The 20,139-nt window shown below is 65.6% G+C and carries 16 protein-coding genes; 3 read left to right on the top strand and 13 right to left on the bottom strand.

Features of this window, described 5'->3' with window-relative positions:
- The first annotated feature begins 19 nt into the window (after positions 1 to 19).
- Positions 20 to 679, top strand: a complete 660-nt coding sequence (locus FFS45_RS25625; RefSeq protein WP_137957435.1) for an amino acid ABC transporter permease — start codon at positions 20 to 22, stop codon at positions 677 to 679.
- Between the two features lie 145 nt (positions 680 to 824).
- On the opposite strand, the gene lepB is transcribed toward FFS45_RS25625, so the two are convergent.
- The 8 genes from lepB to FFS45_RS25585 all read right to left on the bottom strand — a co-directional run bounded on the left by lepB (position 825) and on the right by FFS45_RS25585 (position 10,194).
- A complete protein-coding gene (gene lepB, locus FFS45_RS25620) occupies positions 825 to 1,517 on the bottom strand; it encodes a signal peptidase I (protein WP_137957434.1) in 693 nt (230 codons plus the stop codon).
- A gap of 192 nt (positions 1,518 to 1,709) precedes the next feature.
- On the bottom strand, positions 1,710 to 2,741 hold the full coding sequence (locus tag FFS45_RS25615; RefSeq protein WP_137957433.1) for a Gfo/Idh/MocA family oxidoreductase: 1,032 nt from the start codon (positions 2,739 to 2,741) through the stop codon (positions 1,710 to 1,712).
- 123 nt (positions 2,742 to 2,864) lie between these two features.
- Positions 2,865 to 3,584 carry an FCD domain-containing protein gene (locus FFS45_RS25610; RefSeq protein WP_137957432.1) on the bottom strand — a complete coding sequence of 240 codons (720 nt, stop codon included), beginning with the start codon at positions 3,582 to 3,584 and terminating at the stop codon, positions 2,865 to 2,867.
- Between the two features lie 310 nt (positions 3,585 to 3,894).
- On the bottom strand, positions 3,895 to 4,509 hold the full coding sequence (locus tag FFS45_RS25605; protein WP_137957431.1) for a flavin reductase family protein: 615 nt from the start codon (positions 4,507 to 4,509) through the stop codon (positions 3,895 to 3,897).
- The gene (locus FFS45_RS25600; RefSeq protein ID WP_137957430.1) at positions 4,481 to 6,130 is read right to left on the bottom strand and encodes a mannose-1-phosphate guanylyltransferase/mannose-6-phosphate isomerase; all 1,650 of its coding nucleotides are present in this window, start codon (positions 6,128 to 6,130) and stop codon (positions 4,481 to 4,483) included. Before FFS45_RS25600 ends, FFS45_RS25605 begins: the two co-directional genes overlap by 29 nt.
- A 202-nt stretch (positions 6,131 to 6,332) precedes the next feature.
- Positions 6,333 to 7,484 (bottom strand): acyltransferase, encoded by a 1,152-nt coding sequence (locus FFS45_RS25595; RefSeq protein WP_171029749.1) that lies wholly within the window; start codon positions 7,482 to 7,484, stop codon positions 6,333 to 6,335.
- Positions 7,481 to 8,320, bottom strand: a complete 840-nt coding sequence (locus tag FFS45_RS25590; protein WP_137957428.1) for a class I SAM-dependent methyltransferase — start codon at positions 8,318 to 8,320, stop codon at positions 7,481 to 7,483. The genes FFS45_RS25595 and FFS45_RS25590 overlap by 4 nt, the downstream gene beginning before the upstream one ends.
- Entirely contained in the window at positions 8,317 to 10,194 is a 1,878-nt protein-coding gene (locus FFS45_RS25585; protein WP_171029748.1) for an alpha/beta hydrolase, read from the bottom strand. The genes FFS45_RS25590 and FFS45_RS25585 overlap by 4 nt, the downstream gene beginning before the upstream one ends.
- 298 nt (positions 10,195 to 10,492) lie before the next feature.
- Here FFS45_RS25585 and FFS45_RS25580 point away from each other — a divergent pair, with 298 nt between their 5' ends.
- Both FFS45_RS25580 and FFS45_RS25575 read left to right on the top strand, forming a co-directional pair.
- Positions 10,493 to 12,652, top strand: coding sequence for an acyltransferase family protein (locus FFS45_RS25580; RefSeq protein WP_249362925.1), 2,160 nt, complete (start codon positions 10,493 to 10,495; stop codon positions 12,650 to 12,652).
- Position 12,653: 1 nt separating this feature from the next.
- Positions 12,654 to 14,114 carry an oligosaccharide flippase family protein gene (locus tag FFS45_RS25575; RefSeq protein ID WP_137957426.1) on the top strand — a complete coding sequence of 487 codons (1,461 nt, stop codon included), beginning with the start codon at positions 12,654 to 12,656 and terminating at the stop codon, positions 14,112 to 14,114.
- 123 nt (positions 14,115 to 14,237) lie between these two features.
- Here FFS45_RS25575 and FFS45_RS25570 read toward each other — a convergent pair whose 3' ends face one another.
- The 5 genes from FFS45_RS25570 to FFS45_RS25550 all read right to left on the bottom strand — a co-directional run bounded on the left by FFS45_RS25570 (position 14,238) and on the right by FFS45_RS25550 (position 20,138).
- Positions 14,238 to 15,467, bottom strand: coding sequence for a glycosyltransferase family 9 protein (locus tag FFS45_RS25570; RefSeq protein ID WP_137957425.1), 1,230 nt, complete (start codon positions 15,465 to 15,467; stop codon positions 14,238 to 14,240).
- Between the two features lie 63 nt (positions 15,468 to 15,530).
- Entirely contained in the window at positions 15,531 to 16,481 is a 951-nt protein-coding gene (locus tag FFS45_RS25565; RefSeq protein WP_137957424.1) for a glycosyltransferase, read from the bottom strand.
- Positions 16,481 to 17,599, bottom strand: coding sequence for a glycosyltransferase family 4 protein (locus FFS45_RS25560; protein ID WP_137957423.1), 1,119 nt, complete (start codon positions 17,597 to 17,599; stop codon positions 16,481 to 16,483). Before FFS45_RS25560 ends, FFS45_RS25565 begins: the two co-directional genes overlap by 1 nt.
- Before the next feature lie 185 nt (positions 17,600 to 17,784).
- Positions 17,785 to 18,963, bottom strand: coding sequence for a glycosyltransferase family 4 protein (locus tag FFS45_RS25555; RefSeq protein ID WP_137957422.1), 1,179 nt, complete (start codon positions 18,961 to 18,963; stop codon positions 17,785 to 17,787).
- Positions 18,960 to 20,138: a glycosyltransferase family 4 protein gene (locus FFS45_RS25550; protein WP_137957498.1), complete on the bottom strand. Its 1,179-nt coding sequence runs from the start codon at positions 20,136 to 20,138 to the stop codon at positions 18,960 to 18,962. The genes FFS45_RS25555 and FFS45_RS25550 overlap by 4 nt, the downstream gene beginning before the upstream one ends.
- Position 20,139 lies beyond the last annotated feature (1 nt).

The raw sequence follows: 20,139 nt of genomic DNA, 5'->3' as shown, positions 1-20,139 counted from the left end.
CGCACAACACTCACCGCCCATGTCCACCACTTCCCTGCTCGTCCAATCGCTTCCTGTGCTCGCTCAGGGCGCTGTCCTGACGGTCAAGTTCGCGGTTCTGTCGATGATCTTCGGGCTGCTGGCGGCCAGCGTGCTCGCCGTGATGGGGATCAGCCACAACCGTGCGTTGAACTGGATCGCGCGCGTCTATGTGAGCCTCATGCGCGGCACGCCGCTGCTGGTGCAGATTTTCGTCATTTACTACGGCTTGCCGAGCCTCGGCATCTCGCTCGATCCGACGCCCGCGGGCGTGATAGCCCTGTCGGCGAACGTCGCGGCCTATCTGTCGGAGAGCATGCGCGGAGCGATCCTCGGCGTTCATAGCGGCCAGTGGCTGGCCTCCTATAGCCTGGGCCTGTCGCGGCGCCAGACCTTGCGCTACGTGATCGCGCCGCAGGCGCTGCGCATTGCCGTGCCGAGCCTGTCGAACAGCCTGATCAGCCTGATCAAGGACACCTCGCTGGTGTCGGTGATCACGGTGACCGAATTGTTGAGAAGCGCGCAGGAAGTGATTGCGTCGACCTATCAGCCGTTGCCGCTGTACCTCACGGCTGCCGCGATCTACTGGGTGCTGTGCCAGGTGCTCGAATGGGTTCAGCACTGGTACGAGCAGCGGCTTGCGCTGCCCACGCGGCATTGAGGCGCGCGGCAGCGGACATGATTCGGCGAGCGGCGTGAGCCCGCTGCCCCTGCCTAAGCCTGCGCGCCACGCAAAGCGTGCTTCACGTGTCCAGCCTACGTAGCCTGCCTGACGTGCCTGGCCTGCCGGGCGTGCTTAAACGTGCTCAGCGCGCCGCCAGCGGTGCATCGAGCCGGGCGCCGAAGCGGCTAAAGCGCGGCTCGTAGTAACGGTCCGGATCGAGCGAGAACGCGACGCGGCGCGTGCGCCCCATCAGCTCGCCACGCGGGAAAAAGCCGAAGTAGCGCGAGTCGGCACTGTTGTCGCGATTGTCGCCGAGCATCAGATACTCGCCCGGCGGCACAGTCACCGGCCCAAACGAATTGCGCGGACTCGGCGACTGCGGCGAGAGCCGCACCGTATGCACGACGCCGTCGAAACGCTCGGTCAGATAATCCCCCGGCGAGGCCGCGTCGCCCGGCAGCGGACCGAACTTGAGCGGCTGATAGTCGGCGCGTACGCCGTTCACATACAGCACGTTGTCGCGCATCGCCACGCGGTCGCCGGGCAGGCCGATCAGCCGCTTGACGATCAGCTCGTGGGCCGCCGAAGAATCGATGGTGACGATGTCGCCACGCTGTGGGTCATGCAGATGCGCAATGGCAATGTGCGTGAGCGGCACGCGCAGGTCGTAGGCCATCTTGTCGACGAGGATGCGGTCACCTTCACGGATAGTCGGCAGCATCGAGCCGCTCGGCACCACGTTCCAGTCGGCGATGGCGCTGCGGAACAGCACCATCAGCACGAGAAACGCGACAAGACTCTTGTTGTCGCGCCATAGTTTTGCAAGCATGCGCATCGCAGACAGCTCCAGCGGAAGGTAATCGAAAGCTTTGGCTACGCCGCGGCAGCGCAGCCGTGCAAATCGTACCACTGCGGCACACAGCGGGCGCCACCGCTGCCAGGCGCGCGCCCTGCGCTCCTGCGCGCCCCGCCGCTCGTCGCCTCACGCCTCTTCCATCGCCTGAACCGCCTATCCAGCCAGCGCCCGTCACTCCCCCGCGAAGCGAAGCCCCAATGCCGCACGCGCCGCATCGCTCATCGAGATCATCTGCAAGGATTTCGCATGCGGCATCACCGGGCTCTCCAGTTGCCCCGCCCGGATCAGGTCACAGAAGTGCGCAGTCTCGTAGTTCAGGCCGCCGCCTTCGAACGGCTCATGCAGTTCGACCACCCGGCCGTCGGCATAGCGCAGCGTTGCACGGACCGGGTTCCACCAGTTCTCATGGATCGTCACGTGGCCGCCGGGCGCGAGCAGGAGCGCATCGCCCTTGCCGTGCAGATCGAGCCCGCAGAACAGTTGCGCGATGCCATGCTCATGCTGGCTATTGAGGCTCGCAAAGGTATCGACGCCGGTCGGCCCGAGGCGCCCGAGTGTCTGCACCTCAAGCGGCGCGCCGAGCCAGTCGACGGCCAGAAAGATCTCATAGATGCCGATATCGAGCAGCGCCCCACCGGCATGTTCGAAGGAAAACGAAGGATGACCGGGCGGCACGTTCGCAGCCGAGCAACCGGCTCGCACAAGGCCTACAGGGCCGATCGGATCGGTGTCCAGATGCGCGCGCAACGCGCGATACAGCGGATAGAACGGCGGCTTCATCGCCTCCATGAAAAGCCGTTGCGAACGACGGGCCGCCTCCAGCACGCGTTCGAGCTGGACGGCGTTGATCGTGGCCGGCTTCTCGCACAGCACATGCAGGCCTGCTTCGAGCGCGGCGATCGCGTAGTCGGCGTGGCTGTCCTGCAGCGTGGCAATGTACAGCGCGTCGACGCCGCTTGCCAGCAGCGCCGCGAAGCTCTCGCACACCGTACCGCCGAATTCCTGAGCGAACGCTGCGGCCAGTTCGGCGCGGCGCGACCACACGGCGGACAGACGTGCCGCGGGCACGTGCGCAAGACCCTGCGCAAAACGGCGCGCAATGCGGCCTGTGCCGACGATGCCCCAGCGAATCACGCGAAGATCGGATGAGAAAACTTGTTCGAGCGCGCCCCCCGCGGGGGCGGCTTCCAGGGAATGGTTCATTGAACGTTCGAGTTCCAATGCAGTTGAGACGAAGCTGCATTGTCGCTCAGGTCGGCACACTCCCGTATGCCCGCCCGTGGCGATGCCTATGCCGTCATGCAGGGCCCCGCGCCGCCAACGCCCTCAACCATGCACCGGCCGCTCGACCGCAAACACACTGCCGATCTCTTCCGCGGTGTAGTCGATCAGTGCGAGCGAAGCCGCTTCCGCAGCCGCCGCATCGCGCCGCTCGATCGCCTCCACCACGCGCCCGTGGTTCACCACCATGGCCTCCCACGCGCCCGCCTTGGCCAGCACGATCGGATTGGCGGCCGCAAGTGCGCCGCGAATGATCGCCGCCATCTGCTGGAAGAACTGATTGCCGCTCGCCACGACGATCCGCGTGTGCAGCAGCTCATCGGCAGCCTGGTAGCCCGCCTCGTCCGGCCGGATGGAGCGGAAAGCGTCGAAGGCATCGCGAATCGCCGCGATTTCCGCCGCGCCGCCGCGCGAGGCCGCCTGAGCGCACGCCCGCGGCTCGATCAGGATGCGAAACTCGATGACGTCGCGCAGGAACATCGGATCGGGCTTCGCACGAAAGCGCCAGTTCACGACATCCTCGTCGATCATCCTCCAGTCGCGCATCGGCCTGATGCGCGTGCCGATCTTCGGCCGCACATCGAGCATATCGCGCGCAAGCAGCATCGACAGCGCTTCACGCATCACAGTTCGACTCACGTCGAACTCTTTGGACAACACGTCCTGCGGCGGCAGCACGCCGCCATACTTCTCTTCGACGATGCCCGTAACGAGCCCGTCCATGACCTTGCTGACCAGCGAACGATCCTTGTTTCCCTGTTCCATGACACTCTCCCCGAAGCGGGTGATCCCCCCGCGTAGCCTGTTAATCAAGCGGCCCTCGTGTGTCGTTTTATGTGGTTGTTTTGTTGTATTAATCGATACGTTGCTTGCTTCAATACAGATGCGCCAGTTGGGAAACGTCCTGACAGGGTTATCCCTCTGAAGAATTGTTTCGTTCATGTAACGTGCGGCCGGATGCGCGCCTGCAAGCTTGCATGACAAGCGTGCGCGAGCCCGGTGATTTGCATCGTGCGACGACGCACGCAAGCTCACCAATTGGCGTATCTGCAACGGCTTATGTCCGGCAGCGCACTCAACGCTGCGCAGGGTCCGGCGCGCCACTCGCTGCACGCGCGGTTGCAACCGCTTGAGAGCGATCGCAGCGCGCCATCGCAACCGAGGCGTAGCGGCCGCCAAAAAAGACCAGAGGGGCGTGCTCATCGAGCGAGAACACCAGCACCTCGCCGATAAACAACGTGTGATCGCCGCAGGGATGACGGTCGACCAGACGCGCGGCGAAGCGGGCCACGGCATGCTCGAGCAGGACCACATCGGGCAGGCCGTCGACCACGGCAAAGCGCGGCGCGAGTGCGCTCTGCGCATCGCCGGCGAAGTGCCGGCTGTGCGATTCCTGTTGGTCCGAAAGCACGCTCACGCCGAACAGGCTCGTCTCCATCAAGCGTTGATGCATGCGGGCGCGATGTCCAACCGAGACCACGATCAGCGGGGGCTTGAGCGAGCCGGACATGAAGGCATTGGCCGTCATCGCATGCAGGTGCTCGCCGCTGCCGCTCGAGATCACCACCACGCCGGTGGCAAAGCGCCCCAGCGCACGCCGGAAACAACGCTCGTCGAAGCCGCCAGCGGATGCAGGCAATGAGCCTTCCAAAGCGGCAGGCTCACTGACCGGAAGTACCCTCGCGTTCATCGCCAGCCTCCTCGGCGCGGCCATATTGATCGTCGAAGCGCACGATGTCGTCCTCGCCGAGATAGCCACCCGATTGCACCTCGATGATTTCGAGCGATGTCTTGCCCGGGTTCTCGAGCCGGTGCGTCACGCCGAGCGGAATGTAGGCCGATTCGTTTTCCGACAGCAGGAAGTGTTCGTCGCCGCGTGTGACGCGCGCCGTGCCGCGCACTACCACCCAGTGCTCCGCGCGATGATGATGCATCTGCAGCGACAGACGGCCGCCGGGTTGCACCACGATGCGCTTCACCTGAAACCGCTCGCCACGATCGATCGAATCGTAGAAGCCCCACGGCCGTTGCACCTTGCGATGCTCCTGGACCTCGACCCCGTGTTCCGCTTTCAGACGGCTGACAATAGCGCGCACGTCCTGCACGCTATCCTTGGCGGCGACCAGTACCGCATCCGCGGTCTCAACCACCACCACGCCGGTAACGCCGACACAGGCGACCAGCCGGCCGTCCGAGTGGGCGAAGCTGTCGGTCGAGCCTTCGAACAGCACCCGGCCGCGCGCGACGTTGCCCCGCGTATCTTTCTCTGATACCTGCCAGACGGCATCCCATGCGCCCACATCGGACCAGCCTGCAGCGAGCGGCACGACAATGCCGGGCAGACCCGCGTCGGTGGCGATCCGCTCCATCACCGCATAGTCGATCGAGTCGGACGGGCAGGCCGACAAGGCCACGCGTTCGAGATGAAGCGTGCCGTCGCCATCGGTCAAGGCGTGTTCGAATGCCGCGGCGCACGCCGTGGCGATGGCCGGATTGCACTGCTCGATCGCCTCGAGCCACACCGAGGCGCGCACGACGAAGATGCCGCTATTCCACCAGTACTCGCCCGACGCCACGTAGTGGTCGGCCAGTTCCTGGCCGGGCTTCTCGACGAACCGTTCAATGGCACGGGCGCCGTGCCGGCCCAACTCGGCACCGGTGCGGATATAGCCATAGCCGGTCTCGGCGCGCTGCGGCGGCACGCCTAGCGCGACGATTGCGCCGCCGGCCGCAAAAGCCACCGCCTCTTTTAGCGCAGACGCGAACGCGGCCTGATCCGCAATCAGATGATCGGCGGGCAAGGCGACGATGATCGGGTCGGCGCCGTCGGCCGCCGCGGCGCGCGCCGCAAGCGCCGCCACGCTCAGTGCGGGCGCGGTGTTGCGCGCCACCGGTTCGAGCAGCATGCGCACCGGCCGGCCGGTGCGCGCGAGTCGCTCGGCCGTCTGCGCACGCAGTTCCTCGTTGCACACGACGAGCGGCACCGCCTGCGTCATCGGCAGGCTGGCAGGGCCAATTAGCCCACTTGCGGCCTGGGTCTCACCGGCACGGGCCGCCCCAGCATGGGCTGCCCCACCAAACACACCGTCGAGCCGGTGCAAGGTCGCCTCGAGCAACGACTCGTCACCGGTCAAGCCGATGAGCTGCTTCGGATAGCGCTCGCGCGACAGAGGCCAAAGCCGCGTACCCGAACCACCGGCGAGAATCACAGGCTGCACGGTCAGCCTCACCGCGAGCCCATGTTCATGGTCCGGCTGGACAGCCGGATCAGCCGAAACAAAGGCGCCGACAGGCAACACAAAATCGTTCATTCACGGCTCTCCAGAGGCAGTACGGGCAAGGCGCAGGCGGGGAGATCCCGCGCGGCATGCGCAGCCCATCCCGTGGCCGGCATCCAGTTCCGAAGCCGGCATCCGGCGGCGCCTTTCCCATTGCACGTCATGGATCATTGAAACAGAGCGAGGGCCGGCGAATCTGTTCGTGGGCACACACTGCGCGCCGCGGCGGCTGTGCTTATCTGCGCCCATCCAGCGGCAACAGCTCTGCTGCGGAATGCGCCGGCATGCGCCGCGCGCGCTGCGACGACATCTTGCGCAACAGCCGCAGCACCGGTCGCTCCACCAGCAGGTGGAACACATACGCGACCAGCAGCGCGATCGCGAAAAAACCGAACGAGACAAAGATGCTGTCGGGCTTGACCGAGTGAAACAGCCACGAGACCAGCAGCACAAATACCGGCAAATGCACGACATACAGCGAGTAGCTGAACTCCCCTACCTTCTCGAAACCACGCGTCAGCAAAGAGCGGCCCACGCGCGCCTGCAGCACGAGCGGCAGGAACAGCGCAAAAGCCAGCGCCCACAACTGAAACGCGCTGTACTGGGAGTCGAACGACACGACGCAGCCGGCCGCCAGCAAGGCCGCCGCCGGCACCGCGAGACGTATCGCCGGCGCGCGCTTGCCGGCGATCTGCCACTGCGCGATCCATGCGCCGAGGTACCACGACAGCCAGTACGACGCAAACAGCGTGATGCCTCGCCGCTCGAACAGCGCATACGAAACCAGGTTCAGCACGGCGATCGAGGCCAGCGTGCGATTGCAGCCGAGCCGGCGCTGCAGCGCGAACAGCAGCGGGTACAGCGCATAGAACTGGATCTCGAGCGCCAGCGTCCACAATGCGCCGTTCGATCCAAAGGCTGGCGCAGCGATCCCTTGCAGCGCCATCAGGTTGGCGACCAGGGTGGTGAGACTCAGATCGCGCAGCCGGTCATTGTGCGGGATGAAATGCAGGCTGACGGTATCGAGCGCGAGGGTCAGCAGCAGCGCGCATAGCAGCACCGGATAGATGCGCACGAAGCGGCGCACCAGGAAGTCCGCCGCGTCCAGCCGGTAGCACGGGTCGCGCGCCAGCTTCTCCGCATGGCCACGGTGGATGCAATAGCCGCTGATCACGAAGAAGACCGGCACGCCGATCGCCCCCCACACCATTGGAATCGTCAGATAGGCCAGCACGGAATCGAGCGACAGCGCGACGTGCGGCATATCCGAGTAATGCCGGATTCCCACCCACGCAATCACGCGGCAGTGAAAATATGCGACCACCATCGCTGCGATGCCGCGCATCATCTCCACGTTGCGAATGCTGTCGTCCCGCTCGCCGTTCATTTGTCCGCCAGAATAAAGTGATGCACCGGCTTGCGGGCAATAAAGTAAAACCACCATGCGTCGCTCGTCCTGGTCTCGGCGTAGATACGCTTGCCGTCGCCGCTGCCGAACACCGCATCAATCTGGAATCCGAACGATGCCAGTTGCCGCCGCTGCTCCGGCAGTGTCGTATAGACGATCATGATGCGAAAGAAATGGGCGGCAGCAGCCTTGACCGAATAGCCCTCGTAGTCGCGGCGGCAGCGCAGATGCCGCAGGCAGTGATAGGCCGCCGGCGGAAACAGCCGCAGCATGCGCACGAGGCGCCAGCCGAGGCGCAAGGGATTGCGCGAGAAACGCGGCCGCAGTTGCCAGATGCTTTCGCGAAACGCCGGACCGTCGCGATTGTGGCTCGAGAACAGCACGAGGCCGCCGGGCCGCGTCACCCGGTACATCTGCTCCAGCACGCGCTGGCGGTCCTCGTAGCTGACACAATCGATGCCGTTCCAGCAGAACGCCGCGAGCGCGTAGTGATCCGACTCCAGCCCCGCCATGTCGCGCGCATCCATCAGCCGCAGATCGAGGCCCGGGAAGCGCTGCCGCGCCTCGTCGAGCATGCGCGGCGAATAGTCGATCCCGGTGTAGTCGGCGGAGATCCGCGTCATCAACGGCACGGTGAGTCCCGCGCCTACACCGATTTCAAGCACAGGCTGCCCGCTGCACTCGCCGGCTACCCAATCGAAGGCCGCAGCGAGCCCAAGGTCGATCCAGGTCTTTTCGATCGTGAAGTCGCGCGAGGCGATATGCGACTGCCACGCACGCTGGTAAATCCGGTGCAGTGGCGCCGGCATGGTCATTGACGCGCCTGATCGAGACCGGCAGCACACAGAGCCGATCCATCCGGCACGGCCGCGCAAACCGCCACACTGAGCGGCGCCGGATGCGGCACTTCGCCGTGCGGCGCCGGCGCCGCGACAAGGCACTCGAATAGCCACTGCTGCGCGTCGGTCATCGCCGCCTCGCGCGCCGCGCGCGTGAACAGCGCGTGATCGAGCTTCGGCAAGGTCGTGGCGCGCACCTGCGAAAAACGGCGCAGCCCGCGCAACTGCGCGCCGAACTCGATCTTCAGTTCGTCGAGCCCAAGGTCGTACTCGCCGAATACGAGCCGCACTTGCGCCCCCTTCGCATCGATGCGCTGCAAGAGACGTTTCGCCTCGTTCGGTGCAATGGAAATTCCGAGCCCTGCTTCGAGCAGATCGGCTGCGCGCACGAACAGGCTGCGGCCGAGCCGTTGCGCGAGACCGCGTATCACGCGCCATAGCGACGACTCGCCGCGCAACACCTGCAGCCACTTGGCAAGACTCATGGCCGAGCGCCGCAATACACGGTTCGATGCGAGGCCTGCGGTGCCCGGCGTACGCGCCGCGCCATCCCAGATGAACTTCTGCAGGTTCACGCCGAAGCAGCCCGCGATACGTGGATGATTCGCGCATGCATGCAGGCCGTTAAACGCGCCGCCGCACACCCCAAAGGTGACGATGCGTTCGTGTCCGCTGCTGGCCAGCCAGTCGGCGCCGGCCATCGCATCAGCACACGAGGCTTGCGAATAGATGGTGTCGAGCGTCACCGCCTGGGCGAGCGGCGTGCTGTCGCCGAGACCGCCCAGGTCCATGCGCAGCGAAGCGATCCCCTGCGCCGCGAGACGGCGCGCGAACAGCACAAAGATCCGTCCGTCACCGATATGGTGGCTCGCACCGGTATTCAGGAACAACACGGCAGGCGCCCCCTCGCAAGGGACATCGGGTTGACAGTAGATGCCGAAGTAAGCGCCGAAGACAATCGGACGTTCGACCGCGTGTTCGCTTGCGAGCCTTAAAGTGGAAGACTCGGTGGAAGACCCCGTGGACGATTCATCGGCACAAGCATCGCCATGAACTGCGGCAACAGCGCCCGCCTCAGGCGCAGGCGTCTCAGCCAGCCACTGCGTGAGCGCGGCAAAGGCCTGTACCGGCTCTTCGCTGTACAGGGCCTCGAGCAGAAACCGGTCGGCCTCGTCGAACCCTTGCTGTTCGACCTGTACCCCGTTCGCGCGGTAGTGCGCCACCAGTGCCGCGGCGCGGCTCTGATCGTTCGCCGCGAGCATCAGCACGCGGCGCGCAGGAGCGGTAGTGTCCGCACGTAGATCGACCGAGCCAAGTTGCGCAATGTCCTCGCCATGCAGGCCAAAACCGAACGCTTCGACATACGCGGCAGAATCCGCAATCGGCTCGGCGTTCATACCCGCAGGCGTGCTCAGCCAGCTCTGCCGATGCGCCCGCAATTCGCGCAGATAGTTCTTACCCGAGAGCGCCGGCGAGAGCAGCACCAGAGCGTCCACCTCACCCGAACGCTGCGCCGCGAGCGCCGCCAGCGTGCCGCCCAGGCGCAAGCCGCATAGCGACACCCGGGTCACCCCGGCCGACTGCCTCAGAAAGCGCATCGCCGCGCCGATGCTGTCGAGCCACGCCGCCACCCGGCCCGGCTCCTCTTCATCTCCGAGCGAGTCGCCGCTGCCCGGATAGTCGAAGCGCAAGACCGGCAGGCCCGCTGCCGCGAGACGTTCCGCGAGCGCTCGCCAGCCGCGGTGGGTGCAAAGCGCGTCATAGCCGAACGGATTGCACAGGACCACCCCATGTTGCCCCTCGGCTGGATGAAGCCAGCCAACACAGCCGTCGAAGACGACAGGTTTCATTTTGTGTCCTTGTGCGAGAGCGTAACCGGATCGAGGCGCCTGGGAACGAGAGTCCATGGCGCGGTCGGATCGGCGTCGCCGCAGTTCGCCTCTGCGAATGTGCGAGTACGAAATCGGGTCTGTCAGGTATTTGTCGGAATTACATCAAACGCGGCTCGGCCTATCTGTACGGCCGCCCACACTGTGCACGGCAGCCGCGTTGCACAATCGGGACCATCACCCAGCCCGTGGTTGTGCGAGCGCCTGCCCGTGCCTCACGCACACCAGCGACCCAAGAGCAGCACAGCACGAGTCCGACATGCTATTCAAAAGCAAGGGCGCTTCGTTGCCGTCGATGGACCTCAGCGCATCGTCCGCGAATGCCGAGGGCCGGCACGCGGCCGTCTCCTCCTCCGCCACGGCACGCTTGCGCGACACCGCCGCCGACTGCCCCGCGCCCGCGGCCAATGCCGCGTTCGCCGCGGGCGCTACGGGCGCCTCGATGCAACTGCCTGCGCTGCCTGCCCCCGGATACCGGCCCGACGTCGATGGCCTGCGCGCCGTCGCGGTCCTCTCGGTGCTGGGATTTCACGCGTTTCCTGCGCTCGTACCGGGCGGCTATGTGGGCGTCGATCTGTTCTTTGTGATCTCCGGCTTTCTGATCAGCTCGATCATTTTCGAAAGCCTGGAAGCAGGTCAATTCAGCTACGCCCTGTTCTACGCACGGCGTATCAAGCGGATTTTCCCGGCCCTCGCGCTGGTGCTCGGCACCTGCCTCGTGTTCGGCTGGGGCGCGCTGATGCCGACCGAGTATCAGCAACTGGGCAAGCATGTCTTCACCGGCGCCACCTTCATCGCGAACCTCGCGCTGTGGCGCGAATCCGGCTATTTCGACAACACCGCCGCCACCAAGCCGCTGCTGCATTTATGGTCGCTCGGTATCGAGGAGCAGTTTTATATTTTCTGGCCCGTGCTGGTCGGCTTCGCGTGGAAACGGCGGCTGGGCTTTCTGGCGCTCACGGGCATCATCGGTGCGGCCTCGTTTGCCGTGAACCTGCTGACGGCTCACGCCGATCCCACCGCCGCGTTTTATTCACCGTTCTCGCGTGTCTGGGAACTGATGATCGGCGGCACGCTCGCCTATCTCGTCCTCCACAAACAGCACTATCTGCCCCGGCACGGCAATCTCTGGTCAGTCGCCGGCGCCGTACTGATCGGCGCGGCGCTCCTGCTGTTCGACAAGAACGATGTATTCCCGGGCTGGCGCGCGCTGCTGCCTACGCTCGGCGCGTTTCTGATCATCGGCGCCGGGCCCCATGCATGGCTCAACCGCCATCTGCTGGGCAACCGCCTCGCCATCGCGATTGGCCTGATCAGCTACCCGCTCTATCTGTGGCACTGGCCGCTGTTGTCATTCGCCAATATCGTAGACCCCGGCATCGTCTCGAACGGAACCAAGCTAGTGTTGCTGCTGGCGAGCGTGATACTCGCCACGCTGACCTATACGTTGATCGAGCGTCCGCTGCGCCGGTGGAAAAACGACACGCTGAAAATCCCCGCCTTGTGCGCGCTACTGGCCGCCCTCGCGGGGCTCGGGGCGAGCCTGTATTACCGCGACGGTCTGCCGTCGCGCGCCGTCGCGCACAACCCCGGCATCACGCAGGCCGCGCTCGACGCTTCGATCCGTGATCGATACATTGGCGAGCCTTGCCATCTCGCGTCGCGGCAGGCCGACACTTTCTGCAAGGCCTACAACGCGAGTGCCGGCGGAGCGCCGCTGGTGGTCTGGGGCGATTCGCATGCGGGCGCCTGGCTGCCGGTGTTTGCGAAAATCGCTTACGAGCATCACCTGCGGCTGATGCTGTTCTCGCATCCCGGGTGCCCGCCTCTGCTCGCCACCCGCCGCAGCGACGGTGCGGAAAGCGGGGAATTCTGCGCGCGACTCGGGCTCGCCGAGCCGATCGTCGCCTCGATACACGAACTGAAGCCGGCGGCGGTGTTCCTCGTGGCGCGCTGGAGCCTCTATAGCGACGGCTGGATCAGCGACGGCCAATTGCAGAAGGCGACCCACTTCGTGACCACCGATGCAAGCAGCGACGCCACCCAGGCCAGCTCGCGCGCCGCGCTCGCGAGTCAGCTTCCGGCGACCGTCGCAGCGCTGCTGAAGAGTACGCCGCGCGTGGTGATCGTGCAGAATCCACCGGTCTTAAAGGGCTATTTGCTGCCGAGGGCGTATACCCACCCCGCTCTCGTCGAACCGGCCGCGGCCGAGACCCACGCGCTCGAAGCGTTCAATCGCGCCGTCGTCGCGCGCGAGGCGAACACGCCGGGCGTGAAGATCCTCGATCCGATGCGCGTGCTTTGCAACGGCCCAACCTGCCTCGCGGTGCTGAACGGCGTGCCGCTCTACGAAGACGACAACCATGTGAGCGCCCAGGGAGCCATCCTGTTCGAGCACGACATTGCCGGCCTGCTGTGACATGGAAAAGACCCTTCTCAAGAATATCGTCATCAACTTCGCAGGGCTGATCGCGCCGACCCTCGTCTCGCTCGCGACCGTGCCGGCCTACATCCACCTGCTGGGGGTGGAGCGTTACGGCGTGATCAACCTGGTGTGGGCGCTGATCGGCTATTTCAGCCTGCTCGATCTGGGCACGAGCCTCGCCACCGAAAACCAGATCGCCAAGGTGCGCGACGCCGGGGACGATTCGGTCGAGCGGATTTTCTGGGGGGCGTGCTTTCTCAATCTCGCCACCGGCATCGTGGGCGGCGTACTCGTCTATTTCGGCGCGTACTTTTACATGGCCTACGGCGTGCATATTGAGCCCGCCTTCCAGCGCGAAGTGATGGCTGCCTTGCCATGGATTGCGATTGCCGTGCCGCTTGCCAACGTCACCTGGGTATTCGCCGGCGCGATTACGGCGGTCGAGCGCTTTGCCAGCTACAACACCAACCAGACGCTCGGTACGATGCTGTTCCAGCTTCTGCCGCTCGCCGCGATCTATTGCTTCTCTGCCTCGCTCGCAGTCGTGATTCCCGCTGCGGTGTGCGCGCGCCTCATCGCCGGCGTGATGCTCGGCGTCGCGACGTTTCGCGCCCTCGGCATCAAACGGGTTCGCAAGCCCGAGCGCAAGGTCATCGGCGAGCTGTTCGGCTATGGCAAGTGGATGCTGCTGTTTTCGGGCGCCGGAGCGATTGCCGGCTCGCTCGACCGTGTGCTGGTCGGCGCGATCCTTGGGGCGCGCTTCGTGACCTACTACGCGACGCCGCAAAACCTCGTGCAACGGCTGAACATGCTGCCGAGCGCGATGCTGCGCTCGCTGTTTCCGCGCCTGTCGGCCGCCTCGCGCAACGAGGCCGATGCCCTTGCACGCGATTCGCTCGCCTTTCTCAACGGCGCGTTCACGCCCTGCATGATCGTCGCCCTGTTCGCACTCGGTCCGTTTCTCACGCTATGGCTCGGCGCACCGCTTGCCGCCGCCTCGGCGCCGGTTGGACGCGTTCTCGTGCTGGGAGTGTGGCTAGCCGGCCAGTCGGGGATTCTCGGCATCCTGATTCAGGCCCAGGCCAATCCGGCCTACGTCGCGCGGGTGAGCTGGCTGCAACTGCCGGTGTTCGTCGCCGCGCTCTGGTTCGCCACGCACGCCTTCGGCGTGGTGGGCGCCGGCGCCATCGTGGTGGCAAAAGCCTTGTTCGACTATGGTGCCTATCTCTACTTTGCGCGTGTTCACGTGCGGGTCATTCTCGGCAACATGCTCGCGCACCTGGCGTTCCTGCTGGCCGCGCTAATGCTGGCAGCCAACCTCAGCGGGCTGCCGCTGATCGTGGCTGCCGGACTCGCGCTCGCCGGCGCCAACCTGGGCTGGTCGCTATACCGGTCGCGCGCGTTGCGAGAACTGCTGCACAAGCTCTGGACGCGGGTCTCGCTGCAGGCGAACTGAGGGCGAATTGAGGGCAAACTGAGAGCCGAGCAAAGGCTAAATAAGGACTAACTGAGGCCCGCGCCGGCACACCGCGCCGGCTCGTTGCGCGGGCCTCGCCATCCGTACCAGGCGAAGCACTGTTCAGCCGAGTCCCGATACCGACAGGCTGGCTTCTCGAGCGAACGCCTCATTGTCCGCCCCGCAACGGGCCGCCGCCAACACGGCCTGCACGACCTGATCGACCGATGGCCAGCTGGAGCCGCCTTGCGCCTGCGTGCCACGCTTGCCGCGCTCCTCGCCCGGCGCAGGCTGCGACGGCGCCACGCTCATATAAGGAGGCGGATAGCCCCACACGGCATCGTGCGCGGCGGCATCGGCGAAGGTTCCGCCGAGCACGGCGACGGTCGGACGGCGAAAGGCCGCCGCCACGTGCAGCAGCATCGACGGATTGGTCAGCACCACGTCCGCCTGCTCGGTCAGCGCGAAGGTGCCGCGCAGCGAGATCTGGCCCGCCAGCGAACGAATCCTGGCCGCCGCCCCGCTCGCGGCAATCACCTCTTTGGCGCGGACCTGATCAGCCGGGCCCCCGACGATCACCACATCCAGCTGCCGCTCGACGCAGACCCGCGCCAGCTCGCCGAGCGCCGCACCGAGCGCGTTGCTCGACCAGGTCTTGACGCTGTGCCCCGCTGCACAGCCAACCAGCAGGCGCAGCGGCGGACGTTCCGGGTGCGCACCCGCGCGCCAGATCTGGCAGGCCTCGGCACGTTCCGCCGCCGTGAGGTAAAGCTGCGGACGCGCCTCGGGAAGCTCGCTTGCGCCAAGCAGTTCGGCCTGGGCGAGCGCAGCCCGTGCGACATGCACCTGCGGCGAGAAACGGATGTACTGGTCGCAGGCGCTCCAGCCGCCGCGATAGCCACGCACGCCAACCCGGTAGCGCACACGGAGCCGCATCATCAGCAACGCGCCCACGTGACTGCCCAGCACATCGATGCCCACGTCGAAGCCGCCACGCTTGCGTAACCCCTCGACCTGGGCAGCCCCCCAGATATAGCGAAACACATTGCGCCACGACTGGTCCGCCACGAACTTGTTGTTCCACGGCGCGTCGACTTCGACAATCTCGTCGACATAAGGATTGTTTTCGACAATCGCGCGCCCCCAGCTGCCAACGCCGGCGATGATCCGGCTCGCGGGAAAGCGGCGGCGCAACGCCTCGAAGATCGGCGTGGTCGTCAGCAGATCGCCGAAGTCGTTGGGGCGCAGCACCAGAATCTCATGCGGCGGTTGGCGCGCCGGATCGCGACCGGAGCGCAGCAGGCGGCCGAGCGCCCAGACCGGCACTTCAAAAATCGAACCTTTCCATCCCATGTTCTTGCTCCTGGAGAATGCGTTACGTGATCTCCTCCATGCCCCTGTGTTGTAGTCTGTCTTTCAGCGGGCGCTACGCGCCCGCCAGACGTTCGACATCCTGACGATAGGTACGAGCTGGGACAGCGCGTGGCGGCGCGCGAGATACAACGTCAGATGGCCGAAATAGATCGACACGAATGCCGCGCACCTGAGCAGGCTCGGCTCGATCACGCTATAGCGCTTGACGCCGATATAGAGGCGTGCAGCCTCGCAGTTGACCTGATAACGTGTCAGGCCGCCTGCGGCCTGCGAGGCTTTGATCGTGTGCAATACGCCGCCGCCGGGCATGGTGTCGCGGGCGCGCAACGCAGGCACCAGCTCGATCCTGTAGTCGCGCCGCAGTGCGCGCAACGTCAATTCGGCGTCTTCGCTGCCGAAGAAAATGTTTTCATCAAACATGTCGTGACCGAACAGCGCCAGCGGAAACACCGAAGCATGCAGGTTGATGCACTGCGGCTCGCCGCCTTCCATGAAATACCCTCTGAAAGACAGGCGCACCGGCCGGCATTCATAAAGGTTCGGCCCACTCGATGCGCCGCCCGTCAGGATTGCCGTGTCGCGCGGCCCCCTGCGCAGGCGCTCGACGTTCGCACGCGCCACCGCAAAAAAATCGCTGCTGACCTGGATATCGTCATCGACGAAAGAGACGTGGCTGCAGTGCGGCGCATTCGCAAGGCAGTAGCGAACCGCGTTGTTGCGGTTCGCGCAAACACCGCGGCACGGTCCGGCGAGATACACCGCGCCGGGCCGCGCCGCTACAATGGCCCGGTTCGCGGCGCGTGCTGCCGCATCGGGTGAATCGTCGCTGACCACGATCGCGGCCGGCGGAGGATCGCAGCGCAGCAGGTTGTCGAGGCAAGCCGCGAGCGCCCCGGTGCGATTCATCGTCGTCACGCAGACGGCGAACTGCGGCTGCGCTCGCGGCGATTGCTGCTCCTGTGCCTGTCGCGGCTGAAGTAGCGTGCCGTCCATCAGAGCATCCCGCGGTGCGACTCGGTGGCCCGCACCCGTGCCGGCTGCGGGCGGGGATATTCGCCAAGCGCGCGATCGTAGAGTTGCAGATACGCCTCGCACACCCGCTGCACCGAAAAATCGTCAAGGCTGTGCTGGCCGCGCGCCGCGAGATCGGCCCGCAACACGGCATCGTCAAGCAGGCGGCCGATTGCGTCTGCAAGCGCGTCGGGGTCCGCAGGCGGAACCAGCAGTGCAGCCTGCTCACCGCCAACCATCTCCGGATTGCCGTCCACCCGGGTCGCGACCACGGCACAACCCGCCTCGCGCGCTTCGCACAGCACGAGACCGCCGGCTTCCTTGTGCGAAGGCAGCACGAAGATGTCGGTCTCAGCCAGATATGCGGCGGGGTTGCCGACGAATCCCGCAAAGTGCGCGTGCCCTTGCAGCCCCAGTTCCTGCGCGAGCGCTTCCATCATGGCACGGTCAGGACCGTTGCCGACCAGGTACAACGTCGCCTGCGGAAAGCGCGGGCGCAGGCGCGCAAACGCCCGCAGCAGATCCTGAATGCCCTTGCGTTGATACATGCCGGCGACCGTGGTGATCGAAGGCCGCTGCAGGTGCGGCGAAGGCGGCAGTGGCATGCCGGCCCGACGCGGCGTGCCGACCGTGCCGTTGCGCACCACCGAAAGGCGCTCGGCCGGTACGCCGCGCAACCTCATCGACTCCGCCACCGCTTCGCTCACCGCTACCACGCGATCGGCGAAACGCATCAGCGAGGCGGTCTTCGGAAATTCGTTGTGGAGCGTCGCCACCAGCAGATAGCGGCGGCGCAGCACGCTGAAGCGCGCCAGCAGCGTGCCGGTCAACATATGAGCATGCACGACGTCGGGGTCGAAGCGTTGCACGAGCCGCCGGAATCCCAGCAGCATGGCTGGCGCGCGCCACGGATCGCGTGACTGGGCGAGGTGCACATGGCGCACGCCGTGGCGCGCCAGCAGTGTTTCGAATTCCCCCCCCGAGGACGCCACCACCACATCGTGACCGGCCTGAGCCTGCATGCAGGCCAGGTCAATCATCATGTTAACGATGCCGTTGCCAACGAGCTGAATATGATTCGCCAGATGGATGATTCTCATGGAAAGCTCAGTCCAGTCGTTAATGGTTCATAGCAAGGTAATGGCGGGGTCCCAGCCGGGCTGCAGGCGCAACGCGGACAGCCTCACCGCCGCGCCATGGCCAGCAGTCCGATAGTCGACGCTGCAGCGCAACGCGTCTGTGCGGCCGCCCGCAGTTCGAAGAGACGCACAACGCAGGCGGCCGCTCAGGCTGCGACGTAAGCAGCCGTGCGACGCTCGCCGAGTGCTTCGCGATACACATCGGCGACTTGCGCGGCGATCACCGGATAATCGAAACGCGCCTGAGCATAGGCGCGGCATTCCTGCGCATCGGGTAAGGGGCGCTCGCCGAGCAGCGCATCCACAATGCCGGTGCCAATTGCGTGAAAGCCCACCGAAGGCAGCACGAGGTGTTCCGACAATGGCGCCACCGCCTCGGGCAATCCGCCCACCGGTGTCACCAGCACTGGCGTGCCGGTGGCGAGCGACTCCGCCGTGGTGAGGCCGAAGCCTTCCAGCGCCACCGTCGGCACCACCGTCACGTCAGCGCTGCGATACCAGAGCGGCAACGCCGCATCGGTGACGAAGCCGGCGAGCTTGACGTGCTCGGTCAGGCCGCGCGCCGCGATCCTCCCACGCAACGCGGCTTCGAGCGGCCCCTTGCCGGCAATCGTCAGCAGCACATCCGGCACGGCCTGCTTGACGAGGAACATGGCGTCGATCAGATCTTCGAGCCCCATGCGCGACACCAGTCTGCGGATACAGAACAGTTGCGGCCGGTCATTGGGCAGGCCGAGCGCGGCGCGCGCCTGCTGCTTCGTCACGCCGATATCGAAGCACGCCACGTCGACACACCCAGGCACGACGCGGATCGACTCCTCGTGCACGCCATACTGCTCGTGCAGAATCCGCCCGAACGCACGTGAGAGCACGATATGGCGCGCCGCGCCGCGATACACCGCCCACTCGATCGCGCGGCGCACCGCCCGCGAGGCCCGCCGGCGTCCGTCAAGCGAGGTCTCGTCGGCCCAGGGTCCATGAAAATGGACCACCTTGGGCACCCCGGGGAACACCCCCAGCGTCGGCGCGGCATACAGCGCGAAATGGCTGGCGACGATATCGGGGGCGCGGACGCGCTTGAGCTTCTGCGAGTGCATCCGCGCATGCCACAGCCGCACACCCAGCGATTGCTGCGCACTGGCGAAGGTCTGGATCACCCCGCTCGACTCAGCGAACACCTTCGGGCTACCGGCGACGAGCCCGCGTACATCGACGCCCTGGGTCGGTAGAGACTCGATCAGCGCCATGAAGACGCGATCGAGCCCACCAGGCCGCTCGCGGAACCAGTGCATCCCGATCTGCAACGAATCGATACGCGCGCTCATGATTTGGCCGACACGGCAGCGCCGGACAGACGCGCGCCGGAACTGGCGCGCCTGCTGGCGAGGTCTTCGTAGAGCGACAGATAACGCGCCGCCATGCTCTGCCATGTGAGCGACTGCGCCAGCTCGCGCGCGGCAGCGCCCATCGCGCGCGCCTCCATGGGGTGCTGTGCAAGATGAACTATCGCCTGCGCGAGACCCGCGATGTCTTCGGGGCTATCGAGCACTACGCCACAGCGGCTATCGATCACTTCCGCGCCGCCCGCAGTCGCTACCGTCACGACAGGCAGCGCCGCCGCCAGGGCCTCGAGCATCACGAGACTCATCGCCTCATAGCGCGAAGGAAACACAAACGCATCGACAGAACGCATCAGGCGAGGCATATCCTGCACAAGGTCGAGAAAATGGACCCGCGCACCGACGCCGAGCGTCGCGGCAAGCGCCGGGTAAGGGCTGTTGCGCAAAATCCCGGCTACCGCGAGATGGACATGAGGCGGCGTCGAAACGAGCGCATGCAACACCGCATCGAGGTTCTTGCGCGATACCCGCAGATCGCCGGCAAACAGCAACATGAACGGCTCAGCCGGCAGACCGAACGCCTCACGCGTCGCCACCCCCGGCGCAAACTCGTCCGCGTCGACACCGTTATGGATCACCTGCATGGTGCCTGCATCGATGCCGAGCGCGCGCACTTCCGCGCCGACCTTCTGCGACACCGGCACCACGACGCGCGAGTGGCGAAACGCCCACTTCTCGCACAGCGCATTGAGCCGCGTATAGGCGACCTGATAAGCCGGATACCACCCGCCCGCCACGCGAAACGGATAGAAGCCGCAGCGGTACCAGCCGTCATGCACGAAGTGCACGGTGTTGACATCGGCCCTGGCCCACGCGATAAAACCGTTTACATGCACTACATCGAACTCGGCGCGGTGCGCCCTGATCCACGCACCGCTACGTAGTGCGAATATCTGATACTTGGCAAGCCGGGTGGGCAGCGCACTCTCCGCGATCTCGACAAAACGCAGACGCGGACAGGCAAGCAGATCGCGAGCCATCTCCGACGCCACGATCGTCACGTGATGGCCGGCGGCAAGCGCCGCTCGCGCCACTTCGTAATTCACCCGTCCCTGCCCGTCGTTGTTGCGGACCACATGTGTGACGATCAGCACACGCAGC

The organism is Burkholderia sp. 4M9327F10, from assembly GCF_005503145.1.
In the GTDB taxonomy this organism is placed as follows: Bacteria; Pseudomonadota; Gammaproteobacteria; order Burkholderiales; family Burkholderiaceae; genus Paraburkholderia.
The sequence above is the reverse complement of the archived record's forward strand: the minus strand, read 5'-3'. Positions and strand labels throughout refer to the sequence as shown.